This is a genomic window from Phaeobacter sp. JH20_34 (genome assembly GCF_048056095.1).
In the GTDB taxonomy this organism is placed as follows: Bacteria; Pseudomonadota; Alphaproteobacteria; order Rhodobacterales; family Rhodobacteraceae; genus Phaeobacter; species Phaeobacter bryozoorum.
Map to the genome: position 1 here is coordinate 208,708 of NZ_JAYMWT010000001.1, position 18,528 is coordinate 227,235.

At 59.7% G+C, this 18,528-nt stretch carries 13 protein-coding genes; 9 read left to right on the forward strand and 4 right to left on the reverse strand.

Annotated features, from left to right (window positions below):
• Positions 1-181 precede the first annotated feature (181 nt).
• The 7 genes from VWZ81_RS00985 to VWZ81_RS01015 all read left to right on the forward strand — a co-directional run bounded on the left by VWZ81_RS00985 (position 182) and on the right by VWZ81_RS01015 (position 9,789).
• Positions 182-1,768 carry an ABC transporter substrate-binding protein gene (locus tag VWZ81_RS00985; protein WP_340547566.1) on the forward strand — a complete coding sequence of 529 codons (1,587 nt, stop codon included), beginning with the start codon at positions 182-184 and terminating at the stop codon, positions 1,766-1,768.
• 70 nt (positions 1,769-1,838) lie between these two features.
• Positions 1,839-2,780, forward strand: coding sequence for an ABC transporter permease (locus tag VWZ81_RS00990; protein WP_340547567.1), 942 nt, complete (start codon positions 1,839-1,841; stop codon positions 2,778-2,780).
• On the forward strand, positions 2,777-3,643 hold the full coding sequence (locus tag VWZ81_RS00995) for an ABC transporter permease (RefSeq protein WP_340547568.1): 867 nt from the start codon (positions 2,777-2,779) through the stop codon (positions 3,641-3,643). The genes VWZ81_RS00990 and VWZ81_RS00995 overlap by 4 nt, the downstream gene beginning before the upstream one ends.
• Positions 3,644-3,656: 13 nt before the next feature.
• Positions 3,657-4,655, forward strand: a complete 999-nt coding sequence (locus VWZ81_RS01000) for an ABC transporter ATP-binding protein (protein WP_374015656.1) — start codon at positions 3,657-3,659, stop codon at positions 4,653-4,655.
• Positions 4,652-5,650, forward strand: coding sequence for an ABC transporter ATP-binding protein (locus VWZ81_RS01005; protein WP_416541807.1), 999 nt, complete (start codon positions 4,652-4,654; stop codon positions 5,648-5,650). The genes VWZ81_RS01000 and VWZ81_RS01005 overlap by 4 nt, the downstream gene beginning before the upstream one ends.
• The gene (locus tag VWZ81_RS01010) at positions 5,643-7,445 is read left to right on the forward strand and encodes an aminopeptidase P family protein (RefSeq protein WP_416541808.1); all 1,803 of its coding nucleotides are present in this window, start codon (positions 5,643-5,645) and stop codon (positions 7,443-7,445) included. The genes VWZ81_RS01005 and VWZ81_RS01010 overlap by 8 nt, the downstream gene beginning before the upstream one ends.
• A 190-nt stretch (positions 7,446-7,635) precedes the next feature.
• Entirely contained in the window at positions 7,636-9,789 is a 2,154-nt protein-coding gene (locus VWZ81_RS01015) for a methyl-accepting chemotaxis protein (protein ID WP_416535388.1), read from the forward strand.
• An 830-nt stretch (positions 9,790-10,619) separates the two neighbouring features.
• Here the strand turns inward: VWZ81_RS01015 and VWZ81_RS01020 are convergent.
• Both VWZ81_RS01020 and VWZ81_RS01025 read right to left on the reverse strand, forming a co-directional pair.
• On the reverse strand, positions 10,620-12,164 hold the full coding sequence (locus VWZ81_RS01020; protein WP_416541809.1) for a lipopolysaccharide biosynthesis protein: 1,545 nt from the start codon (positions 12,162-12,164) through the stop codon (positions 10,620-10,622).
• A gap of 86 nt (positions 12,165-12,250) precedes the next feature.
• Positions 12,251-12,934: a sugar transferase gene (locus tag VWZ81_RS01025; protein WP_340547574.1), complete on the reverse strand. Its 684-nt coding sequence runs from the start codon at positions 12,932-12,934 to the stop codon at positions 12,251-12,253.
• Positions 12,935-13,253: 319 nt separating this feature from the next.
• On the opposite strand from VWZ81_RS01025, the gene VWZ81_RS01030 reads away from it, so the two are divergent.
• Together VWZ81_RS01030 and VWZ81_RS01035 are read left to right on the forward strand one after the other, a co-directional pair.
• The gene (locus VWZ81_RS01030; RefSeq protein ID WP_416541810.1) at positions 13,254-14,312 is read left to right on the forward strand and encodes an aldose epimerase family protein; all 1,059 of its coding nucleotides are present in this window, start codon (positions 13,254-13,256) and stop codon (positions 14,310-14,312) included.
• A 91-nt stretch (positions 14,313-14,403) separates the two neighbouring features.
• Positions 14,404-15,657: a cytochrome-c peroxidase gene (locus VWZ81_RS01035; RefSeq protein WP_416541811.1), complete on the forward strand. Its 1,254-nt coding sequence runs from the start codon at positions 14,404-14,406 to the stop codon at positions 15,655-15,657.
• Between the two features lie 17 nt (positions 15,658-15,674).
• Here VWZ81_RS01035 and VWZ81_RS01040 read toward each other — a convergent pair whose 3' ends face one another.
• A complete protein-coding gene (locus VWZ81_RS01040) occupies positions 15,675-17,231 on the reverse strand; it encodes a CRTAC1 family protein (protein WP_416541812.1) in 1,557 nt (518 codons plus the stop codon).
• Entirely contained in the window at positions 17,221-18,435 is a 1,215-nt protein-coding gene (locus tag VWZ81_RS01045) for an ROK family protein (protein WP_416541813.1), read from the reverse strand. The genes VWZ81_RS01040 and VWZ81_RS01045 overlap by 11 nt, the downstream gene beginning before the upstream one ends.
• Positions 18,436-18,528 lie beyond the last annotated feature (93 nt).

Below are 18,528 nucleotides of genomic sequence, written 5' to 3' on the forward strand. Positions count from 1 at the left end.
GCGCATATATCTACCCTCCGGCCTTGGGGCTGATGCGGCAAGTTCGGCGTCCATCTGCAGTTGAGCTACCGGAGATTTCTGCCGCAATCAGAACTTTTGCTAAAAATAATTTTAGTAATTTTAAAACCCGCGCTATGCTTCCCCACATGAGACGGAGAATCGATCTGGGAGGATCTCACAAATGACAAGAAAACTGGTGGCGGCCGCAGCTGCCCTGACCACGGCACTGACCGTACCGGCGCTGGCGCAGGATCGCGGCGGCGTGCTGAACTTTGCCCGTTACGACGGATCGACCTTGATCGACCCGATCTATGCGGATCGCAATCCGGATATCTGGATGGTTGGCAGCCTGTTCGACACGTTGCTGCGCCCCAGCGACGACGGAAATTCGGTCGTTCCTGGCCTCGCCGAGACATATAATGTCTCTGAAGATGGCACCACGGTGACCCTGACATTGCGCGACGGGATCAAATTCTCCGATGGCACACCGCTGACCGGAGAGGACGTGGTGTTTTCGCTGGATCGTGCTCGCAATGCTGATCTGAGCCCGTGGGCGGGTCTCCTCGGTACATTGGATACAGTTGCCAATAATGGAAACGAGATCACCCTGACCCTCTCGGCACCGGATCCGACGATCCTGTCGATGCTGGCAACCTTTACCACCGGCATCGTGTCCAAAGCCGCGTTCGAGGCCGCCGAAGGCGCAACGGATCAGGAGAAGTCAGCCGCCATCTTTGCTGCAAAGAGTGCGGGCGTTGGCACTGGCCCCTTCTATCTCTGCGGGTTTGAGCAGGGCACATCGATGGATTTCTGCGCCAATGAGCACTACTGGCGCAGTGGCTCGGACGGCAAACCGCTGCCCTATCTGGACGGTGTGCATTTCGAGATTATCCCCGATGATGCCACCCGTATCCTGAAGCTGCAGGCCGGTGAGATGGATGCGGCGGAATTCATCCCGTTCTCGCGTGTGGCCGAGCTGGAGGCGGATCCGAACATCGATATGAATCTGTTCCCCTCGACCCGGATTATCTATTCGCCGATCAATACCCGCCCGACGCGGGCAGATGGATCGCCCAATCCGCTGGCGGACGAGCGGGTGCGTCAGGCGCTGAACTATGCCACCAATAAACAGGCCCTGATCGGGTTGGTGCTGCAGGGGGCCGGCAAGCCCATGACCTCGCCTCTGATGGCGGCGGCGACCCAGCTGGCGACATCAACTGATCCGCTTTATGGCTATGATCTGGACAAGGCAAAGGCCTTGATTGCCGAGGCCGGTCTTGAGCCTGGAACCGAGATCACCTTTACGACGCTGGCCGGATCGGCGGATGACAGCACCATTTTTGCAGCACTTCAGCAGATGTGGGCGCCTTTGGGCATCGAGCTTAAGGTGGAGCAGGTCGACAATGCCACCCGTGGCGCGAAGAACCGGTCGGGTGAATTTGATATCCATACCTATGGGTGGGTCAATGATGTGAATGACCCAAGTCAGGTCACTGGTTGGCTCGGTTACTTCCCCACTGCGAAGGCCGTTGGCACAGGTTGGGAGAACGAGAAGTTCAACAGCCTGTTTGAGGCCTCGGCAACGGAAATGGATTCGGGTGCGCGTGCTGGTCAATATGCCGAGATGCAGTCGATCTATGCCGAGGCGGCGCCGCTGCTGTTCATGTACGAGACCCCGTTTGCGGTGGCCCTGTCAAAGAAGGTCAGCGGCTACGTGCAGACACCGCTGGGCAACAACCTCTTTGAGGAAGCGTCGATCAGCCGCTGATCAGTTTCGCCCTGCAATGTAAAAGCACCGTCAGCCCTGGGGCTGGCGGTGCAGACGAACGGATGCCGGAATGGCCACTATTCAATATATTCTCAAGCGCCTGTTGCTGATGGCCGTGACCTTTTTTCTGGTCATGATCATCATCTTTCTTCTGGTGCGCCTATTACCCGGAGACCCGGCAATCGCCATCGCGGGGGACCGCGCGTCGGATGCTGATCTGGCCGCTATTCGCGAACGGCTGGGACTGAATCAGCCGCTGGTGGTCCAGTTCTGGCAGTTCCTGTCCAATACCGTGCAGGGGGATCTGGGGCGCTCGATCCTGATGCGAGCGCCGGTGATAGATGTGATCGCCAGCCGCCTGCCGACGACCCTGTTTCTTACGGTTTATGCCGTGGCATTGTCGGTGCTGATCGCGGGGCCGCTGGCCTTTGTTGCTGCACTGAACCGGGGGCGCTGGCCCGATGCGGTGATCCGCACCGTCTTTCAGGTCGGCCTGTCCATGCCGGTGTTTTATATCGGATTGATCTTGCTGACATTTCTAGCCGCGCAGCTGCGCTGGTTCCCGGTGGGGGGCTATGGCGACAGTTTTTCCGAGCGGCTCTACCATCTGTTTTTGCCATCGGTGGCAGTGGCGCTTTATACCTCTGCGATCATCATGCGGAATCTGCGGTCGGCCATCGTTGAGGTGGTGGATGCGGAATATGTTGAATTTGCCCGTGCCAAGGGACTGTCGGCCTGGCAGATCCTGGGGCGGCATGTGTTGCGCAATGCGCTGATTTCCACAGTCACGCTGCTTGGCCTGTCCATCGGCAACCTGATGAGCGGAACCCTGGTCACCGAAACGGTGTTTGCGGTGCCGGGCGTTGGCCGGTTGATGCTGGAGGCAATCTTTGCCCGTGATTATCCGCTGATCCAGGGGCTGACCCTGACATTTGCAGTGCTGGTGTCGATCGTGTTCCTGATGACCGATCTGATCCAGAGCGCCCTAGACCCGAGGATGCGTCTGACATGACCGATGCCACAGTTCTGTCGCCCGAGGCGACGCGACCGCAGCAGAGCCGGTGGAAGATCGCGCTGCGCAAACCGGGGTTCATGATCGGTGTCGCGATTATCGCAGCCTCTACGCTGCTGGCCATCGCGCCGGGCCTCTTCGCCCCATATGATCCCAATTTCATCGATTATAACGCGGTGCGGCAGCCGCCGAGCTGGGCGCATCCTTTCGGCACCGATATGCTGGGGCGCGACAGCCTCAGCCGGGTGATCTCTGCCTATTCTGTGAATATGCAGATGGCCGTTCTGGCCACGGTCTTTGCCATGCTGATCGGGGTCACGGTTGGTGCGTTGGTGGGCTATTATCGCGGCATTGCCGATATGATCTTTGGCCGGGTCGTGGATGCCGTCATTACCTTCCCGTTTTTGGTCTTGGTGATCGCGGTTGTTGCGGTGCTGGGGCCGGGGCTTGTCAATATGTATATCGCCATCACGGCGGTGGGCTGGGTCTACTACGCCCGGCTGATGCGCGCCGAGGTGATCACCCAGATGGGCAATGACTATGCGGCGGCCGGAATTGTCATGGGATATTCTGACCGGCGCGTGATCTTTCGCCACCTGCTGCCCAATGCGATCACCCCGGTGATTGTCTACTGGATGACCGATATGTCGCTGGCCATTCTTCTGGGGTCATCGCTTGGATACCTCGGTTTGGGGGCGCAGCCACCGCAGGCTGAATGGGGTGTCCTGATTGCCGAAGGGCGCAATTTCATCACCACGGCCTGGTGGCTCAGTCTGATGCCGGGCATCGCCATCGTGCTGACCGGGATCGGGTTCTCGCTGATCGGCGACGGGCTGGCCGATCTGTTGCGGCCTCGCGGTTAAGGGGAAAGAGAGTATGAGCATGAAAGAGACCCAGCCGATACTTGAGGTCCGTAACCTCTGTACGACGTTTCGACGCGGCGGTGTGATGCTGCCTGCGGTACGCGATGTCAGCTTTGATGTGCGACAGGGTGAGGTTCTGGGGCTTGTCGGCGAAAGCGGCTCGGGGAAGAGCGTCACACTCAGGTCGATCCTGGGGCTGACCCGTCGCCATGGAGAGGTCACAGGCGAGGTGCGCTGGCAGGGGCGGGATATTTCCCGCCTGTCGGATCGGCAGCTGCGCCAGGTGCGCGGCGGTGAGGTTGCAATGATCTTTCAGGAGCCGATGACGTCGCTCAACCCGCTATTGACCGTGGGCCTGCAGCTGACCGAGACACTGAAGGCACATACCGATCTGCCGCGTGCGGCGCGTCGGGACCGGGCGGTCGAGATGCTGGATCATGTAGGTATCCCGGCGGCTGCCTCTCGGTTGCAGGATTATCCGCATCAGTTTTCGGGCGGGATGCGGCAGCGGGTGATGATTGCCATTGCGCTGGCGGCGCAGCCGAAGCTTTTGTTGGCGGATGAACCGACCACAGCGCTGGATGTTACCATTCAGGCGCAGATCCTTGATTTGATCCTGCGCCTGTCTGAAGAGATGAACATGGGCGTGATCCTCGTTACTCATGATCTGGGGGTCGTTGCGCAGACCTGCGAGAATGTTGCGGTGATGTATGCTGGGCGGATCGTCGAGCAGGGGGCGGTGCGGCAGGTGCTGCGCACGCCGCGCCATCCCTATACGGCCGGATTGATGCAGTCGGTGCCACAGGATGTGCCGCCACGGACGCCGCTTTACTCTGTGCCGGGTACGCCACCTAGTCTGGAGATGCTGCCCCGAGGCTGCGCCTATGCGCCCCGTTGCGACGCACGGACTGAGGCCTGCCTGAATGCGCGCCCGCCACTGGAGGCGATCAGTGCCGGGCGTCGCGCGGCCTGTTTCAATCCGGTTCCCGCGGTCCAGGGAGAGGTGGCATGACTGATCCGGTGATGGAGATCGACAATCTCAGCCTGACGTTTCATCTGCCGCGCAGCCTGATTGATGTGATGCGCAAGCAACCCGGTCGCGCCGTACGCGCGCTGAACGGCGTCAGCCTGGCGCTGAGGAAGGGAGAAACCCTAGGTGTTGTCGGAGAATCGGGGTGCGGAAAATCGACATTGGCGCGCTGCATCGTCCGGCTTTACGAGCCGCAGGGTGGCAGCATTCGCCATCATGGGCAGGATATATTCGCCGACGGCGCGCGCAGCGACCGCAGCTATAACCGGCGCGTGCAGATGATGTTCCAGGATCCCTATTCGTCGCTCAACCCGCGTATGACCTGCGGTCAGATCCTGAGCGAAGCCTTGCAGGTCCATAAGATGCGCCCCTCCGACGAGATCCCGACACGAGTCGCGGAGCTGCTGGATTTGGTGCGGCTGCCCGCAGATGCGGCGCAGAAACTGCCGCATGAGTTCTCCGGTGGCCAGCGTCAGCGGATTGCCATTGCCCGTGCGCTGGCGGTGGAGCCTGAGGTTCTGATCGCCGATGAGCTGGTATCGGCGCTGGATGTCTCGGTTCAGGCGCAGGTGGTGAATCTTCTGCTGGAGCTGCAGGAGCAGCTGGATCTGACCATCCTGTTTGTCGCCCATGATTTGCGGCTGGTGCGCCATGTCTCCCACCGTGTCGCAGTGATCTATCTCGGCCGCATCGTGGAAATCGGCGACAGCGAGCGCCTGTTTGCCAATCCGGCGCATCCGTATTCACAGGCGTTGCTGAGTGCGGCCCCGTCGCTTGATCCCGATGACAAAGGGGATGCGATCCGGTTGGAGGGAGAGCTGCCGTCGCCGCTGAACGTGCCGCCAGGGTGCCCGTTCCATGTGCGCTGCGCCCACGCTTCGGAAATTTGCAGGCGGGATGTCCCGCAACTGCGTCCTCTTGGCGACCGTGGCGAGGTCGCCTGCCATCTTGCGGAAGAGATCAATCAAAATGGATGACATGTTGAGCGGGCCCCCTGCCGCTGCCCGCATTGCCGATCTGCGCCGCGAGCTGCGTGCCCGCGATCTGGATGCCTTCATTCTGCCCCGGTTCGACGCGCATCAGGGGGAATATGTGGCTCCCCATGACGAACGCCTTGCCTATATCACAGGTTTTACCGGATCGGCCGGGATGGCCATCATCACGGCTGAGACCGTCGCCGTGTTTGTGGATGGCCGCTATACCGTGCAGGTCGCAAATGAATGCTTAGGACCGCTGTTTTCGCGGCTTCACATTTTTGAACAGCCACCGGAACACTGGCTGGGCGCGGTTGCGCAGGCAGGCTGGCAGATCGGGTTCGACCCGATGCACCTGCCACCCGGCTGGTTCGATCGGTTTGCCGCATCCGCTGTGCAGGCCAGTGCGACGATGTTGCCGCAAGGCGACAATCCGGTGGATGCGATCTGGTCGGACCAGCCGCCAGCGCCGACCGGGCGGATCAGCGTTTTTCCGATGCAATGGGCCGGGCGGAGCAGTGCCGAGAAATGTGCGGATCTTGCAGCATATCTGAGCGAGCAGGACGCCGCATGTCTGGTTGAGACACAACCTGACAATATTGCCTGGCTGCTGAACGTGCGTGGGGATGACGTGGCCTTCAACCCGATGCCGCAGTCCTTTCTCATTGCCGAAAGAAACGGGACGGTCACTTGGTTCGTTGATCCGGCCAAGCTGGATGATGAGGTCAAGGATCACCTGCCGGACATCGTGACCGCCCAGCCAGTCTCGCAGTTTCTGGGCGCTCTTCAAAACCGATGCAACGCCGGAGAACGGATCCTGTTTGATCCGGATTTTTCGCCGGTTGCGGTGCGTCATACTATTGCCGACGCCGGGGCGACTGCGGCTGCGGTGGCCAGTATATTGACCCGGACCAAATCCGTTAAGAATCCGGTCGAAATCGCCGGTCTGCATGATTGCCATCTGGAAGACGGGGTAGCCTGGGTCGAGTTCTCGGCCTGGTTGGCGCAGACGGTTCCTGCGCGCGCGGCGGCTGGTGAGCCGGTGACCGAGCGTGAGGCGGAAGCACAGATCCTGTCCTGCCGACAGGCGCGTCCGGGTTTTCTGACCGAGAGCTTTCAGACGATCTCAGCCGCGGCAGGCAATGCTGCAATGTGCCACTACGCGGCCACCAACGGGCGTAATGCTCCGATAATGCCACAGAATCCTTATCTGCTGGACAGCGGCGGCCAGTATGACACCGGGACCACCGATGCCACGCGCAGCTATGCCTTCGGGATGCGCCCCGACGGCTATGACCGGGCGTATACGGCGGTGTTTCGCGCGTTCCATGCGCTGGCCACGCTGCGGTTTCCCCGGGGTACGCAGGGCCATCATATAGATGCGGTCTGTCGGCGACCGCTCTGGGATCTCGGCTTGGATTACGACCATGGCACCGGTCATGGCATCGGACATCGGCTCTCGGTGCACGAGCACCCGCAACGCATCGGCAAGCCCTATAATCCGGTGGATCTGGTGCCTGGCATGGTTGTGTCGATCGAGCCGGGCTATTACGAGGCCGGGCGTTTTGGCATCCGGATTGAGAACATCTTTGAGGTTATTGAAGAAAGTGATGGGTTCCTCAGCTTTCGCAATATGACGCTTGCACCAATACAAACCGACATGCTGATCCCGGCAGATCTGAGTGAGGACGAACGCTGTTGGCTGAATACGTATCATCAGGATGTGCTGCAGCGGTTATCGCCCTTGGTCAGCGATGCAGCGGGCCGGTGGTTGTCGGCGGCGACGGCCCCGATCTAGAGGTCTGTCTCTCGCTTTGCTGCGCGGCGGCCAGTCCTCGTTCGGGGCTGGCCTAAAATATATCTTCAATCTAATTGAAAACTGCTGGGTAAACCGGTTGGGGGACTGCCCCCGGCGCGGTGGGTCAACACTTTGTTCAGGCGAATATGCGAGAGGTTGTGCAAGACGAGCCTTCCAAGTGGAGATATGAATGCCAGCTCTGTTCAACACAATATCAGGCAAGCTACTTGCCGCGACCACGGTTGCAATTACCGGGCTGATGCTCTGCTTCAGCGTATTTACGGCCCTCAATGAATCTGCACAGGTCAGGGAGCGGGTATTGGAGGGCGCGTCGCAGCGAGCCTCAGATATCGCGCAAAGCCTGTCGTCGCAACTGGTCGAAGCGACCTCAGCTGCGGCGGCGCTAGGCGGCGCGCTATCCGGATATATCGAAGATGGCGATGCAACCACCGCCGATCTGATCAAGATCATGGAAGGCGTCCCCGGCCGCTATGATCTTGTATTCTCTTCCTGGATGTCAGCGATTCCGGACGGCGCCACCGAAGATTTCATTACCGGTGAAGAGGGACGAAATGCCGATGGTATCTTTGCCGCCTACTGGACCAAAGCGGAGTCCGGCGGGCTGAATTTCGAGACGTTCAACGTTGATCCCAATGACACATCCGAGTGGTATCGCCTGCCGATCGACAGTGGCGAGAGCGTCATCACCGAACCTTATCTCTCAAATGAAAACCGCCTGCTGACATCGGTGTCGGTGCCTGTGAATGCACAGGGCCAGATCGTCGGTGTTGCCGGTGTCGATATCGTGCTCGATAATCTCGGTGATTTTGTCCGGGGGCTGTCGGTTTATGAAGGCGGCAGTGTGATGCTGCTGGGCCAGGGCGGCAAATGGTTGTCACATCCTGACCCGGAAATGCTGATTCAGGCCTTTGAAGGGGAAGAGGTGGCAGATTTCCAGGCCGCTGTCGAAACCGGAGAGGTGCAGATCGTTTCGGATCGCGCTGATGGGTCGACACGCCTGTTCTTTCCTTTCACCGCCTACGGCATGAACAAGACCTGGGTTGTCGTCTTGGATGTGCCACGCCATGTCTTCGTCAACCCGGTAAAGGCAAGCATCTACGAACAGCTGATCGCCAATGTTCTCTTGCTGGCGCTGACTCTGGCCACCATCTTCTTCTCGGTGCGCTCGCTTGTCCGGCGTCCCCTGGGGCGAATGCTTGGGGTCATGAAGGATCTTACCGCCGGGAAGGTGCATCAACCCGTTGATATTCCAAAGCGTAAAGATGAGATCGGGGCGATGGCCCTGTCCATCGAGACCCTGCGCCAGGGTTTGGCATCCAAGGAGGAGCTGGAAGCAAATCAGCTGCGCGATCAGCAGCAGCAGCAGGCGGTTGTTCAGGCCCTTGCCCAGAATTTGCAACAGCTGGCTTCCGGGCGGCTGGATGTCAAAATCCACGATGAAATGCCCAGCCAGTATGAGGGGCTGCGCCAGGACTTCAACAATACTGTTGAACAGTTGAGCAAGCTGATCACCTCGGTCAATGACTCGGCACGTTCGATCGATACCGGATTGACGGAGATTTCCTCGGCAACCAACGATCTGTCGCAGCGCACAGAACAATCCGCGCTTCAGCTGGAAGAGACTGCGGCGTCGCTGAGCGAACTCACGCAGAACGTCCAGCATGTCGCCAGCGGCGCGCGCGAAACTGAGGCATTGGTCACATCCGTGAATCAGAGTGCAACAAACAGCTCCGCGGTTGCCCGGGAGACGGTTGATGCGATGGATTCGATTGCCGCCACCTCTGAGCAGATCACCCGGATCACCGGCATGATTGACGATATCGCGTTTCAGACAAACCTGCTTGCCCTGAACGCCGGTGTTGAAGCCGCGCGGGCTGGCGAAGCGGGTCGCGGGTTCTCGGTTGTTGCCGCCGAAGTCCGTAGTCTTGCGCTGCGTTCGTCTGAATCGGCGCTAGAAATCAAGAAGCTGATTACCGCCTCCGCAGCGCAGGTGGCCCATGGCGTGGATCTGGTCGGCAGGACCAATTCCTCTCTGGAGACCATTATGAATGCCATTGGCAGCATTTCGGAACATGTTGGCGATATTGCCAAACAGGCCGACGAGCAATCCAGGGGCATTTCGGAGTTGAATGGCGCGATGAGCACACTGGAAGCTGCCCAGCAGCAGAATGCCGCCATGTGCGAGGAGACCGCCGCCGCCTGCAGTTCGCTGGACCATGAGACAACCAATCTGTCGCGGCTGGTCACAGCCTTTCAGACTGGAGATGCTGGCCGCCAGCCCGTGCAGAGTGCGCAGCACCACAGTTATACGGCTGCGGCCTAGGGCGCTGACTTAGACTGCTCTGGAGGCGCGAGCGTCACTGGGTGTCCAGGCGGGGCCGGTGAGTCCGAGAGTAGCTCCGCCAAATGCTTGAGAGCCACCACTCCTTTGAGTGGTGGCTCTCGTCTTTGATGTCCGCTGTTGCTGCCGGTGATGGCCCCGTGTCGGATCTTTGGGTCATTCCTGAGCTGGATGGTTTGCAGTCCGGCAGCGTTTCCGTGATCTGAGTTTCCCGCAATCAGCGAGGTCGCAAGCATGACACGCTAACGCCAACTCTGGTTGATTGAAGTGGTTTGTTGCGGGGCGGCGCAAAGCAGGTTTGACGATCCAGATCCCTATCATGCCGGGTAGTGGTGCAGCACCCGATTGAGATCATTCAGTCTGGAGCATCCATTGTCCGCTGCCCATCAGCGTGCAAACGACCAGCGGATGTTTGATCCTGACGGGGCGACGATCCTGAGCTGGCTCGCGGTCTGTTGGCATCCCTGCGGTGGGAGCGGTGCCAACCGGAAGCCTGTCAAAGCAGATGGGCGGGTGTTGCTTCAATACCGCGCGGCTTTTTCGGCGGTTTCCATCGTTCTGGGCGGCAAGGCAGCCTCTGCTTCCTGAGTGTCCGATGCTGCACTGTATCGCCTTTGACCATGGTACCGGCTTTTGTCCGCTGCGCGCACCGAACGGCCTAGCTCCTCGAAACCTCGACATGGCGTCATGAGATGACTGGCGTCCGCTGGAGAGGTGCTGCGGATCATTGTTTGGCTGCGAACGCCGGTAGGCCTGCGACTTGAGATGCGGGTGCAAATCAGAATGCTGACGGCAGTCGCCGGTGGAAACGTCTACTGGTGAGCGCCAGGCTCAATTGGATTGCTATCTCTTCTGTTGCGGATCTTTCCCAGGATTTGCTGCAAGCGGTCGCCGCCCACGAGGAGGATCATGATCAGATAGGTGGGGATTGCGACCGCAAGTTGAGCCATAAGCTGTGGGGTGCCATACATCGGCGGCCCCAACTCACGTAGCGCGAAGAGCGCAATGGACATCATTGAGACAGAAATCAGCGCGGGGCGCAGTGCATCGAAGATATAGGTTGTCGCCGAGATTTCGAGGGTTTTCAGAGTTTTGCGCGTGGCGACCGGCCAGAGCAAGAAGGAAATGCCAACCAATGCGGACATGATCCTGTTCAGACCCTCCGGGGCAAGCAGCAGGATCGCTGCAAATCCAGACAGGCTGACGACACATTCAAATCCGAACCACCAACGTGCATGACCGGAGAACCTGAGCAAAGAGGCCTGCATGACGCCGATACTCATCATCAGGCTGAGCATTGCAAAACACTGGAGCGGGTAGATCGCAGCGAGCCATTTGCTGCCAAAGACGAAGGGTATCGCCGTCGGGGCCACAATGATGAAGCCGATGAACAGCGGCAAGGCGGCGGTTGCAGCGGCGAAGCTGCTGAGGATAAACGCTTCCCGCCGTTGTTCTTTTTCAGTTTGCAGACTGGCAAATAGGACCCTTGTGACAGGCAAGAGTGTGCCAATGGTAAGCTCCTGCAGGATTTCACACATTCTGCGGGCGAAAAAGAAGATGCCGAGCACTGCTGGGCCGGCGACGATCCCGAGCAGGATCTGGTTGATCTTGGTCGGTTCGATCATCCGGCCACCCATCGTCAACAGGGTAAAGCCGCGCAGATCCGTCAAAGCGGCCCTCGAGAGCTGTAGCCCAGGGCGCCAGCCAGCGGCCCAGTAGGAGACGACGCAGCCGACAATCGCGGTAATGACCTGCGCCCAGACCAGTGCCCAGATGGCATATCCTTGCAACACGAGCAGCAGGCAACCTGCCGCGCCCAGCCCATTTGCAAGGGTTGTCCGCAACGCAATATGACGAAACTCCATCCGCCGGTTCACCAGTGCCGCGGGAATATTTCCAAGTGATACAAACAGGATACGGAGCGACAGCACCGGCAATATGATCGCAAGTGCCTCGAGTTTGGTCCAGGACGCGATCATCGGCGCACAGAGAACCAGGATCGCAATAGTGGCAAGTGCGATCACCATCGTCAGCCAGAATGCGCTGTCCAGATGGCTCTGCCTCAGGTCGCTGCGTTGAATGATGGCGTCTCCAAGCGGCAGCGGCACCAATGTCATGACCCAGATGACGATCGAGGTGGCCAGAGCCACGGCGCCAAAATCGGCGGGCTCCAGCAATAGAGAGGTCACCAGGAACACAACCACGGTCAAGCCGTTGCTGACCATGATGTTGACGAAGGACCAGAACACGCCAATCAGCGCCAGGCGGCCGCGGCCCTGCGATATATGGCTGAGTGTCGAAGCATCGGTATTGCTGTCGTGCATTCTGTTGGTCCCGCTTTTGCAGTTAGGGAGCATAATCTGCTGCGGCTGTCACCCTTGGTACAGACCCTGATCCCTATCGCCGTTGGCTGAACATTACCGCAGAGGGCTTAATGGCCCGTTTACCGTCCCGTGCGCGCAATGACTGAGCGGCCGGTCAGCAGGATCAGTTTGATATCAAAGCCGAATGTCCGCCGCTTCAGGTAATCAACGTCAAAGGAGACCCGATCAGCATAGCTGACATCGTTGCGACCTGATACCTGCCACAGCCCGGTGATTCCCGGTCTTTGGCTCAGATATGCAGAAGCGGCTGGACCATATCTGTGCAGTTCGCAGCGCACGATCGGGCGCGGCCCGACAAAGCTCATATCACCGCGCAGCACGTTCCAGATCTGTGGCAGCTCATCAAGACTGCTGCGGCGGAGGAACAGGCCAAAGCCCGTGACCCGTGGATCGCGGCTGAGCTTGCGGTCGCGGGCCCATTCGCTGGCCGCTTGAGCGTCCGACTTGAGATGCTCGGCCAGAATATCCTCCGCGCCGTGGATCATGGTACGGATTTTCCAGCAGGTGAAGGGTATTCCGTCCTTGCCGATACGAGTATGACCGAAGAGCCCTGGCCCGCCATCGCGTCGGCTGACGAGCCAGAGGAGCGCGATAACCGGGGCGAGGGCGGGCAGAAGAGCCAGCGCAAGTGACATATCAAGAAGGCGCTTTCCGATCCTTGCATAAATATCGAAGCGCGGTTTTGCCGCCTGACCGCTGTCTGATGGCGCGCGCAGGTGGTCAAAATTCGTGATGTCGCTCATGCCTTACCCCGATCTTCAGCCTCGCGGTGTCGACATTGATGTCGACAGGGTCGCTGGCCGATTTTCTGGCTGCGATATCGTCCGCCTTTCCTAAGATTTGATTCAAATTCGTGGCAAGATTTTGTCGTAAACAAAGTCATGCTGGGGCGTTCTAAAGATGGGGTATGCAGATCGGCAGCCAGGCTGAACAAGCGTTCCCGAGCTGGTGATGCGGCCGAACAGTTGAATTGACAGCCGCCGTTCGGCGTATTAATTTGATCGGTGAAATAAATATCATCACCAGGACTTCCGGGGTTCTGCACCCAAAGGACGCCCCTGTATGCCATCATCCATCCAGCCTCGCTCCAGAGCCTTACAGCAGCACTCGCATCTGCAGGACGATGCTGACGAGAGATTGCGTTGGCTCGATCTGGAGAATGATCATCTGCGGCTAAGGGTGATGAACCTTGGCGCCATAACGGCCTGGCTGGATCTGCGCGATGGTGAAACCTGGCAACCCATGGTGCTGGGATATGCCGATATGGCGGCCTATCTGGGGGATCCGTATTATCTGGGTGCCATTGTTGGCCGGGTGGCCAATCGGATTGGCGGGGCGGGTTTCCACCTCGCGGGTCGCGAGGTTTCTCTTAATGCCAATGAAGGGAGCAACCAGCTTCACGGCGGCGCGCAGGGGCTTGGACGGGTGTTCTGGGATATGCGGCGGCTGGGGGCCGGGGCGGTTGAATTGCGCCACTTCTCCGCGGATGGTGAAAACGGCTATCCGGGCGGTGCCGATATCCGGCTTAGGATTGCCGTGTCCGGCACAACGGTCAGCTATGATATGACAGCTTCGGTGGACCAGCTCACCCCGATTAGCTTGGCGCAGCACAACTATTATACGCTTGGTATCAAGGGCGATATCTGGGAGCATCGCCTGCGCAGCAGCGCCGAGAGCTATCTGCCGCTGCGCCGGGATGGGGTGCCTACGGGCGAAGTTGCACCAACTAGCGGCACCAGATTTGACTATCGCGCTGGCCGGAGCTTTGCCGCGCTGGATCCAGAGCGGCTTGGCACGGATATCCATGTGAGTTTCCCCCCGAACGCTTCGGGTGATATGCGCGAGGTAGCCCAGCTTGGCGCCTCCAATGGTGTTGTCATGCGGGTTTTTTCAGATCAACCGGGTGCGCAGATTTACACGGCGAGTCATCTGAACAGTTCCTGCGCCGCGCGGGATGGACAGCGGTTGGCACCCTTTTCTGCCGTCTGTATCGAGCCGCAGGGTTTGCCGGATGCGGTAAATCAGCCCCATTTCCCGAGTGTTATGGTGGACCCTGGTCATCCGTATCGCCAGAAGTTGCTGCTGAAATTTTCCGTAGCGGAGAGGGAGCAAGATGGCTGAATACCGGCGTCGATATCGCCTGTGTGGCGCGATTGCGATCTGCATAACGAACGCGACTTTCGCCTGTGCTGGTAGCGCTGAGGAACAGTCCATGAATTTGGATCTGGGGCCGCGGCCAAGCTTTGCCCCGCAGATACAGGCAGAGGTCGAGCTGGGCCAACTGCTGTTTTATGATCCCATTCTATCGGGCAACCGCAACATCAGCTGCGCCAGCTGCCATCATCCACGGTTTGGCACAGGTGACGGCGTCTCCCTGTCGCTGGGCGAGGGTGCAACCACGCTTGGCCCTGAGCGGCGCGCGGATCCGGATAACCGTCCTGAACAGCGTATTCCGCGTAATGCGCCGGCGCTCTGGAATCTTGGCGCTGATGATATGGATGTGATGTTCCACGACGGCCGACTGGAGGCTGACCCCGCATATGGGTCGGGTATCCGCACGCCGCTGGAAGGTGATATGGTCGCAGGATTCGATTCCGCGCTGGCCGCACAGGCGATGTTTCCGGTGCTTTCGGCAGATGAGATGGCTGGCCACTACGGCGAAAATGATGTCTCGCGCGCGGTACGTCTGGGTCAGCTGAGCCATCCCGGTGGGGCATGGGATATCATCGCGGGCCGGGTCGCAGAGATCCCCGAATATCGGCAGCGTTTCGATGAGGTTCTGGGAGCGGAAGAACCCATCCGCTTTACCGATATCGGCAATATGCTGGCGGCGTTTATCCGGTTTGAATGGCGGGCTGATGACAGCCCGTTTGATCGTGCTCAGCTGTATGGAGAGGCCTTGCCCACCACAGCAGCAAGGGGGCAGGAGCTTTTCTACGGGGGCGCCGGATGCAGTCAGTGCCATACAGGCTGGTTGCAGACGGACAATAGGTTTCATGCAATCGCGATGCCGCAGCTTGGTCCGGGCAAGGCCGCCCGATTTGAAACCCACGCCCGCGACGAGGGGCGGTTGCGGGTGACAGGAAACCCGGATGACGCTTACCGCTTTCGCACCCCGTCGCTGCGCAATGTCGCGCTGACAGCGCCCTATGGGCATAACGGCGCCTATGCCACTTTGGAGGCTGTTGTGCGTCACCATCTGGATCCCGTCGCGGCGCTGATGTCTTATGATCGCAGCCAGGCGATCTTGCCCGGTCTTGGTGGGGTGTCGGATTGGGCCGTCATGGATGATCCGGTCGAGCTGGAGCGTATCGCGGCAGCGAATGATCTGGATCCGATTGCGCTAAGTGACGGGGATATTCCCGATCTCGTGGCTTTTCTGGAAGCGCTGACCGACAGCGCCGCAGCCAAGGGGCGGCTTGGGGTGCCGGATAGCGTTCCATCGGGCCTGCCGGTGGAACGCTGATCTACCGGTCCAAGAGTCTATTGTGTTCGGGTAAGATGCTGGTTGGGCGTGATTTCTTGCCAGATTGTGGTTTCCCCATCCGGCCAGATAACGCGCAACCGCAGATCATCGCTCTCTCCCAGACCGAAGTGCAGATCCCCGGCAGAGCCGCCCGCATGGCCGCCGCCGACAGTGACCTCGCGGGTGTGTATCCTTATGCCTGTGTCCAGCTCGACGAAGGCACCAATTGCCTGCGTGTTCGGGGCAGTGCCCTTGAGTGACAGGCTCAGCCAGTTTCCGGATGGGCTGGTGGTGTTCTGGTAGAGTTCCATTGGCGCGCGCCGGTTGATCACGGCAAGGTCAAGCTGCCCATCGAGATTGAGATCGCGCAGCACGGCGCCGCGAGAACGTTCCATGCTGGCAATACCCGCAGCGGCGGCCATGTCGGAAAAACGCCCATCTGCCCCTTGAATCAACAGGGTATTCGGGTCGCGCATGGCGGCATCGGGCATCTGTTCGACATTTCCCTTGGTGACAAAGATATCGTCATGCCCATCGTTGTTCACATCGCCAAAATCCGCGTGCCACCCGGTGGATGGTCGCCCGTCACCGCCGCTGGTTGGGCGGTGGGCGGTGGTGCCGTAATCATAAGTCACATCGCGGTAGGCGGGGCCGGTGCCGCTTGGATCAAACAGCTGTAGTTTCTGATCTCCCATCGAGGTGAGGTAGACATCGGAAAACCCGTCACCGTTCAGATCGCGAGACGCTATCCCCATCCCCCAGAGGTGAAAGGGCAGCCAGCCGTCGTCCTGCTGGTAGAGCCTTGGCGGCCTGGTCATTTTCCACATCTGCTCCTGCCCGCCCCGGACATAGTAATGTCGGTCGTTGCTGATCCGAAGATCGGCCCGACCGCGGGCGGTTGCCCCAACGCTTCGGTGCCAATTGGTGAACAGCATGGACAGCGCGCAGTACCCTGGCTGGAGCCGGATGGCCGGGCCGTAGCGGTCACCATCGGGCCGATACAGCAGTGTGTCGTCACAGGCCTCAAACGGACCCTCGGGGTCGCTTCGGTCGACATAGGTGCCAAAGGCAAGCGTCGGCAGCTGGGCGCCCGGCTCCCAGGTGGCCGAAAACGCGGTGGTCCAGTGGTCACCACTGGTAAACCCCAGACCATCGAAAGGTTCGAACTGACAGTTTCCGGTTCCACGCAGCAGCTGATCCGCGCCAACGCGCAGCAGGGCAAGATCGAGAATACCGTCACCATCAATGTCGAGCGGGTAGACGCCGGTGACACCTGTCTGTGCGAGGGCGGCCGGTGTAGCGGATGCAAACCGCAGCGTGGCGCCTGGTGCCTCGCTCTGGTTGATCATCAGCTGAACCGGGTTGCTGCCGCCCGCCGCCACCAGATCAGGGAATTTATCGTCGTTGCAATCCAGCGAGGCGAGCCCCCCACCCACGAAATGCTCCCAACCGCCATCATAGACATGCGCGGGAACTGGTTGGGAGCGGAACACCGGAGGCTCGGGGATGTCCGCCAGCGCGATCTGCGGCAGGAGCCAGATCGGCGCGAGGATATATGAGAGTTTATCCCGCATGGCTGGCAACTTCGCGGATGGTCAGTGCGGAGACTTCTTCAATCGCATAGGCGGCGGCCCCTTTTGCCCACATCTTGTTGCCCCAGCCATGGACGCGCACTTCGGGCAGGGGGCCGTCCACCTGAACCACCCAGCGGCGCATTTCCTCCACCACTTTGTCGGAGGACAGGTAGCCAAAGGCCAGCTGCGCACCCGCCAAAACGATCATCTGCGGGTCGAATATATTGACGATATTGGCCAGTCCCATGGCAAACATGCGCCCGGCGCGGTCAAGGATGGATTGCGCCATGGTGTCGCCGTCACCGACGGCAGCATAAAGCGAGGCGAGATCCTTGTGCCGTTCGACGCCACTGGTGATATTCGCCTCGCGCAGCAGGGCGTAGTCGCCGACGTAAGCTTCCAGACAGCCGCGCTGGCCGCATTGGCACAGCGCGCCTTCGAGCTGCACCTTGATATGGCCAAATTCTGCGCCGCAGCCCCGCGCGCCGCGATAGATCTGATTGTCGATGACGATGCCCATGCCGACACCATGTTCGACGGTCACCACGACAAAGTTGTTGCGGGTGTCACCTTCACCGAAGAGATGCTCAGCCTTGGCGACCAGATTGGCGTCGTTGTCGATAAACACCGGCATGCTCAGATAGCTGCCAAGAAGGCTGCCAAGGTCGATATTCCGCACGTTGAGCGACGATGACCAGTAGATGAAATTGCGCTCGGCATCCATAACGCCGGCCATGCCAATGCCAACTCCGGAGATGTGCGCGCGGGTGAACCCGCCCTTGGCGCAGCTCTGGTCCAGGGCTTCGACAATTTTCTCGCACAGGGCCTCTGGCGACATCTGACCGCCACGCAGGGGCATTTCGTGGCTGACCAGCTCTGTGCCTTCGAAATCTGTGATCAGGGTCGTGATGGCGTGATGCGACAATTTCAGCCCGGCGATCCGATGGGCGCTGCCGCAGATTTTGAGGGCGACCCGTGGGCGGCCGCGTTTGGCACCGCGCGCTGTATCCGGGCTGACTTCCTCGATCAGCCCTGCGGCCAGCAGTTCGGCGGTGATCGCCGTGACGGTCGCGGGGCTGATGCGGGTGGCCTGAGCGATATCGATTCGTGCGATTTGCCCTGCGGCCCGGATGGTATCGAATACCTGAAGGCGACTGCTTTCACGCAGTTCGCCGGAATGTGAAAGCCTGTCCGATTTAACCACCGTATTTCCCCCTTATTATCAGGCGACTTATCGCAGGAAAGCGCCGCCCGACAAGATATCTGGCCTCATGATACATTATTTAATTTGAGTTTC

Coding starts and splice junctions, on each gene's coding strand:
- VWZ81_RS01040 (WP_416541812.1), bottom strand. CDS start 17,231: ATGCGGGATAAACTCTCATATATCCTCGCGCCGATCTGGCTCCTGCCG.
- VWZ81_RS01020 (WP_416541809.1), bottom strand. CDS start 12,164: ATGCTCCCTAACTGCAAAAGCGGGACCAACAGAATGCACGACAGCAAT.
- VWZ81_RS01000 (WP_374015656.1), top strand. CDS start 3,657: ATGAGCATGAAAGAGACCCAGCCGATACTTGAGGTCCGTAACCTCTGT.
- VWZ81_RS00985 (WP_340547566.1), top strand. CDS start 182: ATGACAAGAAAACTGGTGGCGGCCGCAGCTGCCCTGACCACGGCACTG.
- VWZ81_RS01030 (WP_416541810.1), top strand. CDS start 13,254: ATGCCATCATCCATCCAGCCTCGCTCCAGAGCCTTACAGCAGCACTCG.
- VWZ81_RS01010 (WP_416541808.1), top strand. CDS start 5,643: ATGGATGACATGTTGAGCGGGCCCCCTGCCGCTGCCCGCATTGCCGAT.
- VWZ81_RS01035 (WP_416541811.1), top strand. CDS start 14,404: ATGAATTTGGATCTGGGGCCGCGGCCAAGCTTTGCCCCGCAGATACAG.
- VWZ81_RS01025 (WP_340547574.1), bottom strand. CDS start 12,934: ATGAGCGACATCACGAATTTTGACCACCTGCGCGCGCCATCAGACAGC.
- VWZ81_RS00990 (WP_340547567.1), top strand. CDS start 1,839: ATGGCCACTATTCAATATATTCTCAAGCGCCTGTTGCTGATGGCCGTG.
- VWZ81_RS01015 (WP_416535388.1), top strand. CDS start 7,636: ATGCCAGCTCTGTTCAACACAATATCAGGCAAGCTACTTGCCGCGACC.
- VWZ81_RS01005 (WP_416541807.1), top strand. CDS start 4,652: ATGACTGATCCGGTGATGGAGATCGACAATCTCAGCCTGACGTTTCAT.
- VWZ81_RS00995 (WP_340547568.1), top strand. CDS start 2,777: ATGACCGATGCCACAGTTCTGTCGCCCGAGGCGACGCGACCGCAGCAG.